20 protein-coding genes and 1 pseudogene are annotated in these 15,937 nt (G+C 67.0%); 16 read left to right on the top strand and 5 right to left on the bottom strand.

Annotated features, from left to right (window positions below; all coding sequences use genetic code 11):
• Window positions 1-86 precede the first annotated feature (86 nt).
• Window positions 87-524, top strand: coding sequence for a hypothetical protein (locus tag ACWDSL_RS03930; protein WP_450481437.1), 438 nt, complete (start codon window positions 87-89; stop codon window positions 522-524).
• A gap of 59 nt (window positions 525-583) precedes the next feature.
• Here ACWDSL_RS03930 and ACWDSL_RS03925 read toward each other — a convergent pair.
• Window positions 584-1,575, bottom strand: a pseudogene (locus ACWDSL_RS03925) (IS5 family transposase).
• Between the two features lie 229 nt (window positions 1,576-1,804).
• Between ACWDSL_RS03925 and ACWDSL_RS03920 the strand changes: the two are divergent.
• On the top strand, window positions 1,805-2,347 hold the full coding sequence (locus ACWDSL_RS03920) for a nuclear transport factor 2 family protein (protein ID WP_450481435.1): 543 nt from the start codon (window positions 1,805-1,807) through the stop codon (window positions 2,345-2,347).
• A 3-nt stretch (window positions 2,348-2,350) separates the two neighbouring features.
• Here ACWDSL_RS03920 and ACWDSL_RS03915 read toward each other — a convergent pair whose 3' ends face one another.
• Window positions 2,351-2,524, bottom strand: coding sequence for a transposase (locus ACWDSL_RS03915; protein ID WP_450481433.1), 174 nt, complete (start codon window positions 2,522-2,524; stop codon window positions 2,351-2,353).
• A 190-nt stretch (window positions 2,525-2,714) separates the two neighbouring features.
• Here ACWDSL_RS03915 and ACWDSL_RS03910 point away from each other — a divergent pair, with 190 nt between their 5' ends.
• From ACWDSL_RS03910 to ACWDSL_RS03855, 12 genes are all read left to right on the top strand, one after another.
• Entirely contained in the window at window positions 2,715-3,086 is a 372-nt protein-coding gene (locus tag ACWDSL_RS03910) for a hypothetical protein (protein WP_450481431.1), read from the top strand.
• On the top strand, window positions 3,076-3,507 hold the full coding sequence (locus ACWDSL_RS03905) for a DUF6093 family protein (protein WP_450481429.1): 432 nt from the start codon (window positions 3,076-3,078) through the stop codon (window positions 3,505-3,507). The genes ACWDSL_RS03910 and ACWDSL_RS03905 overlap by 11 nt, the downstream gene beginning before the upstream one ends.
• A complete protein-coding gene (locus ACWDSL_RS03900) occupies window positions 3,507-3,935 on the top strand; it encodes an HK97 gp10 family phage protein (protein ID WP_450481427.1) in 429 nt (142 codons plus the stop codon). The genes ACWDSL_RS03905 and ACWDSL_RS03900 overlap by 1 nt, the downstream gene beginning before the upstream one ends.
• A complete protein-coding gene (locus ACWDSL_RS03895; protein ID WP_450481425.1) occupies window positions 3,932-4,381 on the top strand; it encodes a hypothetical protein in 450 nt (149 codons plus the stop codon). Before ACWDSL_RS03900 ends, ACWDSL_RS03895 begins: the two co-directional genes overlap by 4 nt.
• A gap of 131 nt (window positions 4,382-4,512) precedes the next feature.
• A complete protein-coding gene (locus ACWDSL_RS03890; protein WP_450481423.1) occupies window positions 4,513-5,163 on the top strand; it encodes a phage tail tube protein in 651 nt (216 codons plus the stop codon).
• Window positions 5,164-5,165: 2 nt separating this feature from the next.
• Complete coding sequence (locus ACWDSL_RS03885; RefSeq protein WP_450481421.1) at window positions 5,166-5,726, top strand: hypothetical protein; 561 nt, start codon at window positions 5,166-5,168, stop codon at window positions 5,724-5,726.
• Window positions 5,669-6,067: a TFIIB-type zinc ribbon-containing protein gene (locus tag ACWDSL_RS03880; RefSeq protein WP_450481419.1), complete on the top strand. Its 399-nt coding sequence runs from the start codon at window positions 5,669-5,671 to the stop codon at window positions 6,065-6,067. Before ACWDSL_RS03885 ends, ACWDSL_RS03880 begins: the two co-directional genes overlap by 58 nt.
• A gap of 38 nt (window positions 6,068-6,105) precedes the next feature.
• Window positions 6,106-6,816, top strand: a complete 711-nt coding sequence (locus tag ACWDSL_RS03875) for a hypothetical protein (protein ID WP_450481417.1) — start codon at window positions 6,106-6,108, stop codon at window positions 6,814-6,816.
• Window positions 6,813-7,115: a hypothetical protein gene (locus tag ACWDSL_RS03870; RefSeq protein WP_450481415.1), complete on the top strand. Its 303-nt coding sequence runs from the start codon at window positions 6,813-6,815 to the stop codon at window positions 7,113-7,115. The genes ACWDSL_RS03875 and ACWDSL_RS03870 overlap by 4 nt, the downstream gene beginning before the upstream one ends.
• An 81-nt stretch (window positions 7,116-7,196) precedes the next feature.
• Window positions 7,197-8,225 carry an N-6 DNA methylase gene (locus ACWDSL_RS03865; RefSeq protein WP_450481413.1) on the top strand — a complete coding sequence of 343 codons (1,029 nt, stop codon included), beginning with the start codon at window positions 7,197-7,199 and terminating at the stop codon, window positions 8,223-8,225.
• Between the two features lie 588 nt (window positions 8,226-8,813).
• Entirely contained in the window at window positions 8,814-9,890 is a 1,077-nt protein-coding gene (locus ACWDSL_RS03860; protein WP_450481411.1) for a DUF4192 domain-containing protein, read from the top strand.
• A gap of 78 nt (window positions 9,891-9,968) precedes the next feature.
• Window positions 9,969-10,880: a phosphoadenosine phosphosulfate reductase gene (locus ACWDSL_RS03855; protein WP_450481409.1), complete on the top strand. Its 912-nt coding sequence runs from the start codon at window positions 9,969-9,971 to the stop codon at window positions 10,878-10,880.
• Window positions 10,881-10,941: 61 nt separating this feature from the next.
• On the opposite strand, the gene ACWDSL_RS03850 is transcribed toward ACWDSL_RS03855, so the two are convergent.
• From ACWDSL_RS03850 to ACWDSL_RS03840, 3 genes are all read right to left on the bottom strand, one after another.
• Window positions 10,942-11,382 (bottom strand): VOC family protein, encoded by a 441-nt coding sequence (locus ACWDSL_RS03850; protein WP_450481407.1) that lies wholly within the window; start codon window positions 11,380-11,382, stop codon window positions 10,942-10,944.
• A gap of 757 nt (window positions 11,383-12,139) precedes the next feature.
• Window positions 12,140-12,703 (bottom strand): dihydrofolate reductase family protein, encoded by a 564-nt coding sequence (locus ACWDSL_RS03845; protein WP_450481405.1) that lies wholly within the window; start codon window positions 12,701-12,703, stop codon window positions 12,140-12,142.
• Window positions 12,704-12,862: 159 nt separating this feature from the next.
• The gene (locus ACWDSL_RS03840; RefSeq protein ID WP_450481403.1) at window positions 12,863-13,759 is read right to left on the bottom strand and encodes a helix-turn-helix transcriptional regulator; all 897 of its coding nucleotides are present in this window, start codon (window positions 13,757-13,759) and stop codon (window positions 12,863-12,865) included.
• Window positions 13,760-13,882: 123 nt separating this feature from the next.
• On the opposite strand from ACWDSL_RS03840, the gene ACWDSL_RS03835 reads away from it, so the two are divergent.
• Together ACWDSL_RS03835 and ACWDSL_RS03830 are read left to right on the top strand one after the other, a co-directional pair.
• The gene (locus ACWDSL_RS03835) at window positions 13,883-14,905 is read left to right on the top strand and encodes a zinc-dependent alcohol dehydrogenase family protein (RefSeq protein ID WP_450481401.1); all 1,023 of its coding nucleotides are present in this window, start codon (window positions 13,883-13,885) and stop codon (window positions 14,903-14,905) included.
• 46 nt (window positions 14,906-14,951) lie between these two features.
• Window positions 14,952-15,719: a glucose 1-dehydrogenase gene (locus ACWDSL_RS03830; protein WP_450481399.1), complete on the top strand. Its 768-nt coding sequence runs from the start codon at window positions 14,952-14,954 to the stop codon at window positions 15,717-15,719.
• The last annotated feature ends 218 nt before the right edge of the window (window positions 15,720-15,937 follow it).

Below are 15,937 nucleotides of genomic sequence, written 5' to 3'. Positions count from 1 at the left end.
CCGCACCGAGCCGTCAAGCTGGAGTCCGGGCGAAGACCGTGCCGTATGAGAACTGGCGGCCACCGGTGGTTGGGGTGGCCTTACTCGTGCCCGTCGAAGGCGACCAGTTACTCGTCACCGACATGACCGGGCGAGGTGACATCCTCCTGCCCGCTGGCCCGGTCTACGACAAGCAGACGCCGGAGCAAGCCGCGCAAGCGGTCTTGCGCGGAGCATCGAGCGGTCTGGTCCATCGGCAGGTCGCTGTTGACTGTGTTCAGATGCGCCGTCGAAAGGTGATCACACACATCGTGGCGACCAAGTACCTCGCCCGCACCGACGTGGCCCATCTCACCTACCGCGACGGACGAGCGATCATCCGGGCACTCCCCATCGCACCCGTCACTGCGAACCTCTCAAAGCGGGCACAAGCATGGGTCTTTGCCGGGCTCCAAGCCCTTGCAGACGATGAGATGGTCAGTCTTGAAGCGGGAGTCGTATGCCGCACCAAGCCTACTTCGATCTTCGCGTCAGGCTGGCAATGAGGGGGCTCTGGTGCTGAGTGCGCACAATCGGTACTAGGGCGTGTGCCGAGTTCAGATCTTTAGACGGGCTGGAGGCTGCGGAGCCAGATGACGGCTCCGCGTAAGTCGAGTCCGGCCAGGTAGCTGGCCGGGGTCTTGTCGTAGCGGGTGGCGAGCCCGCGCCATTCCTTGATCTTGTTGATGCAGCGTTCGGCCGTGTTGCGCTCCTTGTACAAGGCCGCATCGTGGCTGACGGGGCGTCCGCCACGTGAGCCGCGCTTCTTGCGGTTGGCGGCCTGGTCGGTCTTCTCCGGGATCACTGCCCGGATCTTGCGTCGGCGCAGGTAGGCGCGGTTGGCGCGGGACGAGTATGCCTTGTCCGCGGCGACCGCGTCGGGGCGGGTGCGGGGGCGGCCCACCGGCCCGCGCACCTTGATGCGTTCCAGAACGGCGGTGAAACGGGGACTGTCGGCGGGCTGGCCGGGCGTGAGGACGAAGGACAGCGGACGGCAGCGGCAGTCCGCCGACAGGTGCACCTTGCTGGTCAACCCGCCACGGGAACGGACCAGTTTGGCAGCGTGGAGACGGCCTTGCGACGCCGGCGCAGACGCTGACGCTTCTCACGGGCCTCGTCCGGCGCCTCGTCGCGGTCGACTATCGAGGCGTTTTGCCCCTTTGGAGAAGCCCCTTTTCCTCGGCGACGGCCTTCTCCAGCGTCTCCAGCAGTTCCGGGTCCAGCATCATCCCCGCCGCGTGGTGGTGAGCCCAGGCAGACGTGGAGTCCACGCTCACCAGCCCGAGCTCCGCCTGCCCCCCCGGGCGGCGGCCTCAGCGATCACCGCTTCCATCAGCGCCTGGAAGACCCCCGCACCGGCCCACAGGTGGAACCGCCCGTAGACGGTGACCAGGACCCGTGTTGCTGGGGCATGTCCCGCCACGGACTGCCCGTACGGAACCGCCACATCACGCCGTTCACCAGTCGCCGCAGGTCAGGAATCGGACCGCGCTCGCCCAGCGGCAGCAACGGCTCAATCACCGCCCACTCGTCGTCCGTGAGATCACCCCGAGCCATCCCGCCTGTTTACCGCCCCGGATCCAGCCAGGGCAGCAGAACGTCCAGACTCGTGATCCGAACTCGGTAAACGTCTAAGAGTGCGCGCGGACCCACACCTGCCTATCCTGAATCTGCGGTGTCTTCCTCGCGTCCAGAAGAAGGGGATGCGGCGCATTGGCAGCGGCGTATGGCTATCCCGAGACCCGAGACACCCGCACAGCCGAGACGCCTACTGTCAGGAGCGGGCATGGCTGATCGCGCAACGATGGAGCATATCTGGGAAGCCCACACCGCCGGCGAGTTCGTGGCGCAGGACGTGGAGGCTACGATGGCCACGATGGACGACGACCCCATCGTCGTCCATGTGCCGACCGCCATGGGCGGTAGTGGGTACGACGGCGTCAAGGACTTCTACGCACGCTGGTTCATTGGACGGAACCCGGACGATTTCACTGTGCGTTCGATATCCCGCACGGTGGGAGACGACAGCCTCGTAGACGAAATGATCGTGTCGTTCACCCACGACATCGAGGTGCCCTGGATTCTGCCCGGATTGGCACCCACCGGGCAGCAGGTCCGTATACCCGTCATCGCCGTCGTGGACTTCCGAGGCCCGCGTGTGCGGAGCGAGCGCATCTACTGGGATCAAACGGCGGTGCTCGCGCAGACGCAGTTGCTGAACGACGACATCGTCCGGCGCCTGCCCGTGGTCACCACACCGTTGGACGTACTGGACGGCAGGGTCCCCCTCAACCAGCTGACGTCGCCCCGCCTCGATGTCGAACCGTGAAGGTCAATCCTCTCGAACCCGGAACCGGTCGTAGATCGTCGACCAGCATCCGTACCGGCGCGGAACGTCGCGCCAGGGCTCCCCGTTCGGAACCTCCACATCACCGCATTGAAGTAGGTAGCTGCGCAGGTCAGGGATCGGCCCACGTTCGCCCAACGGCAGATGCGGCTCGATCAACTCCCATCGGCATCAGCCACATCACCACGCGTCACAGATCGTTCCTGCAGCAGCCGGAAGCCTCCCGGGAGCCGAAGCAACCCACCAGTGATCTGAACTCAGAACAGGCCCTAGGGGCACCTTGCTGCTGCCATGCGGTACGGCGTCGCGCACGCCTGAGGTGTCCGACAGCGGTTCTAGCGTCAGCTGAATGGACCACCACGACTCTGGCAAGCACCACGTACGGATCACCGCCCATGGCGACGAAGCCACCGTCGAGGTCGACGGCGAACAAGTAGATCCGCGTGTCCTCGGTGCGTACACCATCACCCAAATCCTGGGCGAGCCCGCACACGTTCTCCTTCACGTCACCGATGGCGGCAGCAACCGTTGGTCCGGGATGGCCCATGTCTCCGTCGCTGATGGGACGGACCCCGGTCCGGCAGCGGCCGTGTTCCTCGACGCCATCGATGCGGAGGAGCTGGAGTCTGCCGCGCTCGCCCGCTCCGATCTTGGCACGGGACCGCACTCGCTGACGAAGGCCATGCTCACCCAGCTCGGGGAGTGGGCTCGTGGCGTTTGACGTGGGCGGGGTGCGGCGCGTCGTCGGCCGCATCCTGGACGACAAGCTCGAAGTTTGGCGCGACAGCGCGGGGCGCGCGGACGACTACCTGGACGAGAACACGGGGAAGCTCGTGGCGCCGACACCGGATGAGGCGCTGATCTGGGATGGGCTCGGCGCGGTGATGCCGCTAGGGCGACCCGCGATCACCAAGCCGCTCGGCAGTGCGGTTGCCAAGGAACCACCGACGACGGACTACCAGGCGGTGCTGCCCGTGCAAGCCCCCGAATTGCGGCCTGATGACGTGATCCGCGTCGCCGGATCGGTACGGCCGGGTGGTCCCCGAGATCCGCAGCTCGTTGACCGACGCTTCCGCGTCTCCGACAAGGCCATCGGTACGCACAGCGTGGTGCGCATCGTCCGGGTGCAGGTGATCGACTGATGGCCCCGGCGAACCCGCACCCGAACGCACACCCAGACGCGACCGCGTTCCGTGATCCGATCGCGTTGGCTGCCGCACTGACCCGCATGGGGCCGGCCGCGCGAGCCCGTACGCGCACCATCGCGCGGCACCACGCGATGCTGCTGCGCGTCCGTATCCAGCGCAACGCCTCCGGCCGACCGGGTCCACGAGTGATCACTGGTCAGTACCGTGCTTCCTGGGACGTACGGATGCGCATCGGTGGCAGTCAGGTGACGGCGGAGGTGTTCTCCGACGCTCCGCAGGCCCGAAGGTTGGAATACGGCTTCGTCGGTGTCGACTTGCTCGGCCGCCACTATCGACAGCCGCCCTTCCCGCACGTCGAGCCCGCCTTCCGACAGACACAGCCCGCCTTCGCTCAGGCTCTCGTAGACGGGGTACTGCCATGAGTGCGGCGCGCCTGCCGGTCACCCGCGCGCTTGCCGCCCTCATCGCCAAGACCACCGATCGTCCCTGCGGTATCGGGGAACTTCCCCGTGTCCAAGGGGACTTAGGGGAGTGGGCGCCCTCCTCTGTGCCGTACACCATCCTCGATTCGCTGCCAGGCGACTTCAGCGGCCCGCCTCTCTGGGACTGGCACGCGGACGCTGCCTGGTCCTACCAAGTGACCTCAGTTGGAGAGCGTGCTGACCAAGTGCAGTGGCTCGCCGATCGCGTACGCGCCGCAGTCGTCGGTCGGACCGACGATGGATGGGCCAATGACCTGCACGTCCATGAAGCACGCGTGGCCGACAGGGAGTTGTACTACGACGCCGCAGGAGACCAGTCGGTGTCGGCGGCAGGCGCGATCGTGTCCTACGTGCAGCGGTTCACGATCACGGTGACCCCTGCGTAGGAAGCGCATCTGCTGATCCTCACCGCGGAGGCCCGCGCGGACGCTAGGCCCCAGGCCAGGCGAACCCCCTTTGGAACCTCAAGGGGCAGGGCCTCGGCACGGGACGCTGCCCCAGAAGCGGGAGCGGACCTGTGTCCCTGAAGAGGTCGTCTACCACCCACACCCGATTCCTCCGGCGTGGCATCTCCAAGATCTACTGGCTCAAGAAGATCAATGATCCGAAGTGGCCGACCCGCTCGGAGATCTCCGAGCCCAACCGGTTCGACCTGACCAACGCCGTCTCGGACATCGAGGGCTGGGCGCTGGAGAACGACCCCATCGAGACCCCCGACATGGGCAGCACCTTCAATAGCTCAATCCCCGGCAACGACAAGGCCGAGAACTCCAGCCTGACTTTCTACGAGGACCGGCACTCCGACGAGATCGAGCAGCACCTCCCCAAGGGCGCGAAGGGCTACGTCGTCCTGCTCCGCAAGGGGGACATCCCCGGCTCGCGCTCCGTCGACGTGTTCCCCGTCCAGGTCGCGACCCGCGCGGCGACCTACTCGACCGGCAACGAGGCCGCCAAGTTCAAGGTTGACTTCACGATCACCGACGAACCGTCGCTCGACTCCGTGGTACCCGAGGCGTTCCACACTCTGCCCGAGCCGGTGCCGCAGGAGGACTGCGACGACAATCACGAGCACGGCCACCACGATCACAACGGTGACCACCTCGACGTCACCGTCACGAGCACCACCAAGACCGCTGCCACGGTCCGCGAGCACAGCGACGAGGAGTGAGCATGACTCGCCCCTCTCCGGCCAAGCGCCCGCCGTCCCTCTCCACTGCCTCGTCGGCGGAGGGGGCCTGGGAAGCCAAGATGGACCGCCTGCGCCACCGCGCCCGACCGCAGAACAAACTCCGAATCTGCGACGACGACCGGCTGCGCCAGCGGTTTGCGGAGACCGAGCAGGCTGCCAGGAGTGCCCGTTTCGTGGCCGAGGCCAATCCCGGTGATGAGCAGGCCGTCCAGCAGGCTGATGTCACTGCTGCCGCGTACGAAGATGCCAAGGCCGCACTGGATGCCGCGTCGGACTTCCTCACCTTCCGTGCCCTGCCGCGTCCGGTGCTCGAGGAGCTGATTGCTCAGCATCCGCCAACCGAGCAGCAGAACAATGAGGGCGCGGTCTTCAACCCGGACACCTTCCCCGCGGCGCTGGTCGCGGCTGCCTCGGTAGACGGCATGAGCCGTGAGGAAGCTGAGGAGCTGCTGAACACCTGGTCGGCGCCGGACGCCAACGCGTTGTGGGACGCGGTCTGGCAGGTCCAGCAGGAAAGCCGGGTGGAGTTGGGAAAAGACTGAGCCGCGACCCGCAGCTGCGTACCGAGCTGGAGCTGTGCGAGCGGTTCCGGATCCCCCACTCGCAGTTTCTCGGCGGCGACGGTCGGTGGACGGAGCTGGACCGGGCCAAGGCGGTGGCGTGGGTGGAGTGGCAGCGGTCGGTGTGTCCTGAGTGCCACACCCGGCTGGAGGAGTGGGACCACAAGCGCGGTGGTGACCCCCACGCCTATGTCACTGACACCCTGCGCTGCCCCGGCTGCGAGCTGATCGAGCAGGAGCGTGACCACGTCCCCCAGGACCGATCCGGCTACGGCGTGAAGATCCAACTCTTGCCACGCGCGCAGTACCGCGAACTCCCCTGATCAACCCCCGCACGACTATGTAAGGAGGTCGACCTGCGGTGGCCGGGTTCACCCTGACCGTGGCGATGCGTGCCGAAGTCCGCGACCTGATCGCGGGAACTCGCGCTGCCTCCGGCCAGATGCGGACCCTCGCCGACCGTACCGACGCCGCCCACCGGTCCCTCGCCCGCCTGGACGCGAGCGGGGTCCGGCTCGCCAGCCAGTTCGCCGCGCTCAACCGCTCTGTGCGTTCGGCTGTCGGCGAGCTGAACCGGATCTCCGCCCGCGCCTCGGCCGCTCGTGCCAGCCTTCGAGCAACCGGAGACGACGGGGCACGCTCCATGTCCCGACTCCAGCGCGCCATGGCTGGCGTGGGCAGACGCGGCATCTCCACCACCAACCTGCTCGCGGGTGGCGGCCTGCTCCTCGGCGCCGGCGAGATGGTGGAGGAGGGCAACCGCTACCAGCGGCAGATGAACCTCTTCCGCGCAGTGAACGACGCCACCGCAGCGCAGATGAAGCGCGCCGCCGTGGTCGCCCAGGAGCTTGGCAACGACCTGAGGCCGCAGCGGCTTCGCCGGCGGCCGCCTCGGCTATCTCGCCGTCATGCGCTGGGCCGGGTGGGGCGTGATCACCGTGCCGCTCCCCGGCGGGCTGTGGGCTGCCTGCCACCCCGACTACCGGGACAAGCCCCCCTCCTGACCCCTCCGCACCCGGACCGCCCTCCGCGAGCCGGGTCAGCCGACTCTGAAAGGCCAACTGCACCGTGAAGTTCCCGGTAGACGACACCACACTCAGCGCCTGGGCCTCCCTCCTCAATCTCACCGAAGAGCAGACAGCAGCCACGCTCGAAGAAATCGAACAGACCCTGCGCGTTGGCTACGTACACCGCCCCACCGACCTCCGGCACTTGAGCTTCGAGAAGCTGACCGCAGAGATGGACATCGACGAGTTGGCCCTCATGTTCCTCGTCACCGGCCTTCGGCAGGCCGGGCACCCCGAGGCAGCCAATGCCGTCGAGATACGTGGCCTCGTGGCCCGCCTCGAGGCCAAGCCTCCATCCGACTGATCGCCACCTCAGCACCCCACGCCGCCCCGGCAGCGCACCGCGCACCGGGGCGGCTCCATGCGCGCACCCAGAGGAGACTCCGTGTCCGATGATGACATGGCCCTGCCACGGGCCGCCGCGCCTGCTGAGGCCCGGCCCATACCGAGCTGGGCGAAGAAAGCCCCGCCCAAGTCGAACACCGCCGTACGAGCCCCCGTCAAGACCACCTGGCGCAAGGGCTTCGCCCCGCGCGACCCCCACGACCACGCCCGCGAGATCGCGGAGAGCGTCATCGACGCCTGGTACCAGAGCTACGGCGGCAGCAGCATCGACATCCCCATCGGAACCGTCGCCGCGCTCGCGCTCCTTCGCCAGCCTGCAGAGATCGGCAACGGTCTGGCCGACTGGATACTCAACCGCCAGCCGCACGAACTGCCCCAACTCTTCAAAGAGATCTACCTCGGCCACTGGGTCAAGCGCCCCGACCTGATCAACCGCGCCCTGCGTTTGCACGACTGGGCCTGGAACCCCGACCCCGACACCCAGCAGCTCCAGGCCGTCCAGGCCGTCACCCACCGCGTCATCAACCAGGGCCTGTTGGACCTCACCGGCCACGACGACCCATACATGCGCGCGGAGTCCGATGTCCTCAGCCCGCTCCTCACCGGCCTGCGCCACAAGAGCGACAAGAAGTGGCGCGGCGAGTACCACACGCCGGCGTGCGTCGCAGACCTGATGGCCAACATGCTCGTCGACAAGGAATTCGCCCGGCCCAACCTGGCCATCCGCGACCCGGCCGTCGGCTCGGGCACGATGTTCCGCTCCGTTGCCCAACGTCTCCGCGACTTCGGCCTCAACCCACACGACTACCACTGGTACGGCAACGACGTTGACGCCCTCGCCGCAGCCTGCGCCGCCGTCAACACGATCATCTGGGACCTCGGCCCGCGCGCCCACATCGGGTGTGCCGACTCCATCGCCCTCGAAGACGGCGGCTACGCCAAGACGCTCGCCGAAGCCAAGGACGCCTTCGAGCAACGCGACAAGTACGTAGGCACCGCCACCGCCATCGTCGCTTCCCGCCGTGCCTTCCGTCTCCTGGACGAGCTCATGGAGACGGCCGCCGCATGACCGATGAGCACGACCTCGTACGACCCCGAGCCACCCCCGCACGACGACCCCGCAGGCCCTCGTTCGTGCAGGCCAAGACCGCCAGTGCCGCCTATCCGATAGACGATCTCGCCCCCTACCTGGAACCGCCCTGGATCAAGGAGGACACCGACACCCCCGACCGCACCGCCATTTACACCCACCCCGAAGGCCACCACATCGGCCTACGCCTCCAGTCCGGCGACCTGATCATCCAAGCCTGGATCACCGCAGGTCCCAATCTGCCGCCGCTCCCGACTGGCACCGCAGAGGAGAAAGCCGAAGCCCAGGCCGCCAACGACGCCCGCCTACAGCCGGGACGCACTTGGCACCGCACCATCCCGACCCGCCACGCCAAGGACCTGACGACGGCGGTTAGCAGCCTCCTGCACGACCAGCTCATACCTGCGCTCACCAAGAAGCCCAGGTTCGCGCGCACCGTCAGCTACGCCGCCAAGGCCCAGCCGAACGCCCAGGACTCGGCACCCGGAACGAAGAAGGGGCGCTCCACCGACAAGAACCCCCATCCGACAAGACCGGCACGGCCCCAAAGAACAAGGAGACCGAAGAGTGATTCCTCCCCAGCGCAAGCTCACCATCCGCAGCATGGCCAACGTCGCCGAGGTCCTGCCATTCATACTCGGCCACTACCCCGACGACAGCATCGTCTTCCACTGTCCCGGACCCCGCTTCATCGATGGGCCGAGTATGACCTGCCCACTGCCTGAGGACCCGACCCACTGGCTTGAGATTGCCCACATTGCCGCACGAAAGTTCATGCGCTACGCCCTCGCCAAAGGCAAGGGTTTCTACTGTGACGTCATCATCTATCTCTGCCGTGACCCTCGGCCTGGCCAGAACGCGGAGGACACTGCCGAACTCCTTCGCAGCATGGCCGACTGGCTGGTCGATGCGATCGCCGAACACCGTGGCACCCCGCAGCTGACTCTCGGACTTGTTGAGGGACGCTGGTGGGCATACAGCTGCGATCTGCCTGGATGTTGTGAGGGCGAACCCCTCCCTGCTCTCGATGACCCCAACAGTGCCGCTGCACAGCTCATCCGACTCGGCTTCTCACCTGGCCGGCGGACCTCGGAGATCGCGAAGGAGTTCCAGCCAGACGATGCCGATCGCACTGAGCAACAGCGCCGTGCGCTCGACAACGAGGCCGCGGCATGGAGCTCTCAATGCCTCACCGACGAAGGGCAAGACGTCGTACTCCGTGCCACGAATGCCTTGCTCGAATCTGCGATGAGCGCCTTCCGCGACGGTGCCACGGAACTCGCGGACGACATAGCCGCCCGGCTCATCCACGGTCTACACGATGAGTTGGCGCACGACCACGGCATGGAATTCGCCGAGGACGACGACCTTCCCCATGCCCGGCGTCTCTGGGCCTTCCTCGCCCGCCGGTGCATCCCGCCCTACACCGAGGCCGCGGTGCCCGTTCTCACGTTGTTCGCATGGATCGCATGGCGGCAGGAGGACATCCTCGCCGCACGACTTGCCCTTACGCAGGCCCTCACCGCCGACCCTGACTACGAACTGGCCGACGTACTCAACTACGCCATCAACAGCGAAGTCGATCCGCGGGGGCTGCTTGAGACTGCGCGTAAGAACCGGGCCCGACGGTTGAAGGACACATAGCGCACCGGCATCCAGACGAACTGAACAATTCGCGGCCCCGGCATTCTGCCGGGGCCGCCCCAAGCAGAGGTACCAGGTATGCCTCCAGAAGAATCCGCCGATGCCGTCACGCGGCAGACCTCCTACCTCCCGAGGCGCCAGAACCAGGCGGTCCGCGCACTCCCTCGCTTCGCCGCCATACGCCGCAATGTCCGATCCTTCAGCTTTGGCGGCGGCTGGCAGTCCATGGCGGCCCTCGTGCTCGCTGCCCGTGGCGAGCTGGACTACCGCACGTTCATCATGGCCAACGTCGGCGACGACTCTGAGAATCCCGGGACCGTCCGGTACCTGCACCAGTACGCCTTGCCGTTCGCCGTCGAGCACGGCCTTGAACTGGCCGTGGTGGACCGTGTTATGAAGCGCACCGGAGAGGTCCGTACGCTGTACCAGGACCTGACTCGAGAAGGCTCCCGTTCGCTAAAAGTCCCTGTGCGGATGTCCAACGGGGCGCCGGGCACTCGCTCGTGCACGGTCGAGTTCAAAATCAAGGTTGTTGGTGACGAACTCAAGCGGCGCGGTGCCAGCGCAGAGTATCCCGCCACGGTTGGCATTGGCATCACCCTGGATGAGATCCACCGGGCGAACACACGTCACTGCGAACCGCATGAGCGGATCGAGTACCCGCTCTTGGAGCGCGGTATCCGTCGAATCGACTGTGCTCGGATCATCCGCTCAGCAGGTCTGCCGGTGCCGCCCAAGAGCTCGTGCTGGTTCTGCCCCTTCCATCGTCCTGAGAGGTGGCAGGAGATGCGCCGTACGGAGCCTGAGCTGTTCGCGAAGGCGTGCCAGCTTGAGGATCTGCTCAACGGTCGACGTGACGAGCTCGGCAAGGACCACGTCTATCTGACCGCCTTCGGCAAGCCTCTGCGAGAGGCCATCGGCGATGGCGCGGATCCCCTGCCGTTCGATGCATACGGCATGGGCTGTGATTCTGGCTGGTGCATGACCTGATCACGCCCCGGGAGGCGGCTGGGACGTGCGAGGTGGTGCCCTCGAAGCAGAGTGGTTTGAGTTAACGGTCGGCGAAGACTCCCTGGCGCATGCCGGTGGCCTGGCCGACCTCGATGAGGTAACCGTCGGGGTCGCGCATATAGCAGCGCAGTTCGGCCTTGCGGTCGAGGGGTTCCGTGAGGAACTCCGCTCCTCTGGCCACAGCGGCGGCGTAAAAGGCGTCGATGTCGGCGACACGGACGTTCAGGAAGCTGGCCACGGTGTCACTGTTCTCCGGCGGCGCAAGGGTCACACCAGGCTTGTCCGGGGTGGGCCCACCTCCAGGGTTCATGATGATCCAGCTGTTAGCCACCTTCACGATGGTTGGGTTCTCCTCCAGCACGACCTCGCCGCCGAAGATGTCGGCGTAGAAGCGCCTCGATCTCGCGACGTCGCGCACGGTCAGGAAGTGGGTGAGGAGGAGCCCCTGCTCAGGGGCAGGCAGGTTGCCGGGAGTCGTCATCGCCGTCGCCCTTTCTTGCAAGTGGAGAGCCAGACCGACCACACCGGGCTGCACTCTGCTCATACCCTGTTCGTTTTCCCTGGGTAACCCAGTGGGAGTGGGATATGCGCCCGAATGGAGTAATGACGCACTACGCTCTTACTAGGCGGCTGACCTGTGAAAACGCCGTCCGGCTCCTCCCTCGGGCGAAGAGGGTGGAGCCCTTTTCGTCGGTAAGGCACTCCGCTGCGCTCTTGTTCGGTATGCCCCTGCTCACAGCAGTGGTCGGCCTCCAGGAGCCCGGCGAGAGGGGCCTGTAGGGGCCCAAGAGGGGCCCAGGGGCCAGCCAGGGGCCGGAAGGACCAGGAAAGATCAGGAAAGGGCGGGTCTTTGCCGGACGGAAATACGGCGCTGACCTGCGGAAAAGGGAAGCATGAGGCAGGATCGGGAAGATCACGGACGATCGTCAAAGGACTCATAATCCGTCGGCCGTGGGTTCGAGTCCCACCCGCCCCACCGCGACAGGTCTCTGACCTGCGGAAACATCGCAGCGGGGGTGCGGATTCAGGGCTTTGGGCCAACGGACTGAATCCGCTGCTCGCGAGTTCGACGCCGTGGCATGGCCAGCAGACTCCCGCTCAGCACGAGCTGACCGGTGTCCGGTTGGGGATCCCTTACATACACGGCCGATCCGGCAGGGGTATCACGATCGCCTCGGAAGACAGCGCCGCGAGATCCTTGGGTGGCCCGAAGCCCGCGCCGATCCGACGTCGAGCGCTCAGCGCTTGGTCTCGTACCTGGTCAGCACCACGCCGTCGGGAAACGTCCGGGTCTCCACCAGGCTCAGGTTCACCCATTTGTCCAGGGCTGTGAAGAACGGCGTGCCGCCGCCCACCAGGGCCGGATGGGTGACGATCGCGTACTCGTCGATCAGCCCGGCCCGCATGGCCGCCGCGGCGAGTGTGGCACCGCCGATATCCATGGGGCCGCCGTCGTCGGCCTTGAGCCTGGTGATCTCGGTTACCGCGTCGCCGGTGACCAGACGGGTGTTCCAGTCGACCGTGCTGGTCGTAGAGGAGAACACCACCTTCGGCATGTCCCGCCAGCGGCCGGCGTACTCGATCGCCGCCGGTGTGGCATCCGGCTGCTTGTCGGCGGTCGGCCAGTGGGAGCTCATCGTCTCCCACAGCTTGCGCCCGTACAGCGCCAGGCCGGTCGCGTCCACCCGGTCGGACCACCACTGGAACAGCTCGTTGCTCGGCACGCTCCAGCCGAGGTCGTCGCCGGGCGCGGCGATGTAGCCGTCCAGGCTCATGTTCATGGCAAAGGTCAGTTTCCGCATGGCGTCAGCCTCCCGTGAGTCGGTATTCGACGTACAGACCAGCACGGCCCCGGTGTCCTAGCTCAGACACCAGCCGCAAAGTAGCGGCGTGATCACGTACTCGCCGCCGTGGCGGCCTGCTCGCTCGCGAAGCATCCGCCGGCCGAGCAGATCGCACACCTAAGGGTGACGGGGGCGAATGCGGCGTACGTCGTTGCTGATGGTCTGCGGCTGCTTCTGCGTATCGGCCCAGGTCGCCAGCAGGGTGAGAGCATCAGCGCTGGGCGTACCGGGATCTGCGGTGTAGGTGGTGATGGAGACGTGCGGGTCGCCGGGCAGTGCGAAGTCGTCGTACGCGAGGTTCATCGTTCCGACGGCCGGGTGGTGGACGACCTTGCGTCCGCGTGAGTGGCGGCGCACGTTGTGCTTGGCCCAGCGGGTGCTGAAATCGGGGCTGCGGGTGGTGAGTTCGCCGATGAGTTCGGTCACCTGCTGGTCCAGCGGGTCACGCCCGGCGGTCGCGCGCAGTATCGCGACCACCTGGTTCTTCGCCTCGTCGATGTCGGCGTAGAAGGCCTGCGCGCGCGGGTCGAGGAACACGTACCTGGCGAGGTTCGGTGGCTGCTGGCCCCCGGTGAACAGGTCGGCGTACAGAGCGCGGCCCAGGTCGTTGGCCGCGAGGAGGTCGAGGCGGCCGTTCTGCACCACGCCGGGAACGCTCATGGAGTCGAGGACCTGCTTCACCGACGCGGTGATGGAGGAGGGGCGCTTGGGGCGCTTGCGGAGTGAGCCGGGGCCGATGCTGCGTGCCAGGTCGTAGAGGTGGGCGCGCTCGTCGTCGTCGAGCTGCAGCGCACGGGCGATCGCGTCGAGGACGCTCTCGGACGCGCCGCCGAGCCGGCCGCGCTCGATGCGGGTGTAGTACTCGACGCTGAGGTCGGCGAGCATCGCGACTTCCTCGCGCCGCAGTCCTTTGACGCGGCGGTTGCCTCCGATGTAGGGCAGCCCTGCCTGCTCGGGTGTGATCCTCGCCCTGCGGCTCATGAGAAAGCCCCGGATCTCCTGCTGGAACTCCATGACGTCAAGGCTAGGACGCCTGTTCCTGATGAGGGGGTCCCTGAGAGTGCCTGGCAGGCACCCGCGAGACGAGGGACGGTGAGGAGGAACCCCAGAAAATCTGTGTGAAAAGGAATGCCGCAAGTGCGTGGAGCTGTCATTCATGCCCCGGGCGATGTCCGGGTGGAAGAACGCGAGAATCCCACGATCGTGGCGCCGACGGATGCGATCATCCGCGTGTCGGCCGCCTGCGTGTGCGGTTCGGACCTGTGGGACTACCGCGGGATCAACGAGGTGACACAGCCGACCCCGATGGGTCACGAGTACGTCGGCGTGGTCACCGAGATCGGCGACGAGGTGCGGAACCTCGCGGTCGGGGACTTCGTCGTCGGTTCGTTCTTCGCCTCGGACAACACCTGTGAGATCTGTGAGGCCGGCTACCAGTCACGGTGCGCTCACGCCGAGTACGTCGGCGCCGGCGGGGCACAGGCGGAGTACCTGCGGGTGCCGCTGGCCGACGGCACCCTCGTGGCCACCCCCGGGACGCCGGACGACGACCTGATCCCCTCGCTGCTGGCCGCCTCCGACGTACTCGGGACGGGCTGGTTCGGTGCCGTGGCCGCCGAGGCCGGGCCGGGGAAGACCGTGGTCGTGGTCGGTGACGGTGCCGTGGGTCTGCTCGCCGTTCTGGCCGCGAAGCAGCTGGGCGCGGAGCGGATCATCGCGATGTCGCGGCACGCGTCGCGGCAGAAGCTCGCCCTCGAGTTCGGCGCCACCGACATCGTCACCGAGCGCGGTGACGAGGGCGTGGCCAGGATCAAGGAGCTGACCGGCGGATACGGCGCCCACAGTGTGATCGAGGCCGTCGGCACCCAGGAATCGATGATGCAGGCCATCCGCTCCACCCGCCCCGGCGGACACGTGGGATACGTGGGTGTGGTCCACGGGGTGGAGCTTCCCGGTGAGGAACTGTTCTTCGCCGACGTTCACCTGCACGGCGGCCCCGCCCCGGTGCGCCGGTTCCTGCCCGAGCTGATCCAGCTCATCTGGGACCGCAAGATCGACCCGGGCAAGGTCTTCGACCTCACCCTCCCGCTCGATCAGGTTGCTGAGGGATTCAAGGCGATGGACGAGCGCCGCGCCATCAAGACCCTGCTGAAGCCCTGACCCACCCCCCTGACCCTCACTCTTCGGATTCGACGGGAGAACCCTCATGAACCCCACCTACGACTTCTCCGGGCAGGTGGCTCTGGTCACCGGCGCCGCCTCCGGCATGGGGCTGGCCGCCGCCCGCGCCTTCGCCGCCTCCGGCGCCGCCGTGGTCCTGGCCGACCTCGACCCCGACGCCGTCCACAAGACGGCCAAGGAGATCACCGGCCGCGGCGGGCGGGCGATCGGTGTCGTCTGCGACGTCACGGACGAACAGCAGGCGGAAGCGGCGGTGCGGGCCGCGGTGACGGAGTACGGCCGCCTGGACATGGCGTTCAACAACGCCGGCATCCAGGTGCCGCCGACCGACGCGGCCGACGAGACGGCCGAGAACTTCGACCAGGTCAACGCCGTCAACCTGCGCGGTGTCTGGGCGGCGATGAAGCACGAACTGCGACAGATGCGTGAGCAGGGCAGCGGCGCCATCGTCAACTGCTCCTCCCTGGGCGGGCTCGTCGGGCTGCCCGAGCGCGCCGCCTACCATGCCTCCAAGCACGGCGTCGTCGGCCTGACCCGCAGCGCCGCGGTCGAGTACGCGCCCCGCGGCGTCCGCATCAACGCCGTGTGCCCCGGCGTCATCAACACCCCGATGGTCGCCGACATGGTCGAAAACCAGGCCGAGGCCATGGCCGGGATCATCAAGGAACAGCCCATCGGTCGCCTGGGCAGCGCGGACGAGGTCGCAGCAGCCGTCCTGTGGCTGTGCAGCCCCGGCGCCAGCTTCGTCATCGGAACGGCTCTCCCCGTCGACGGCGGCTTCACCGTCCACTGATACGGTGCCGGACAGGCCCCCGTCGCCGACGGCGGATACACCGCGTAGTGACCCCTTGGGTTGCGATCGCCTTCACGAGCGCGTCCGGGCCGTCTCGCGGGAAGCGGGGTTCGTCCGGCTGCCCGAGACCTACTTTGCGGCTGGTGTCTGAGCTAGGACGCCGGGGCCAGCGCGGCGCGCAAAAATCATCGGTGGGTCCACACTGCCGCAGTAAATAC

The organism is Streptomyces sp. NPDC000941, from assembly GCF_053599555.1.
This window is presented reverse-complemented; position numbering and strand designations above follow the sequence as displayed.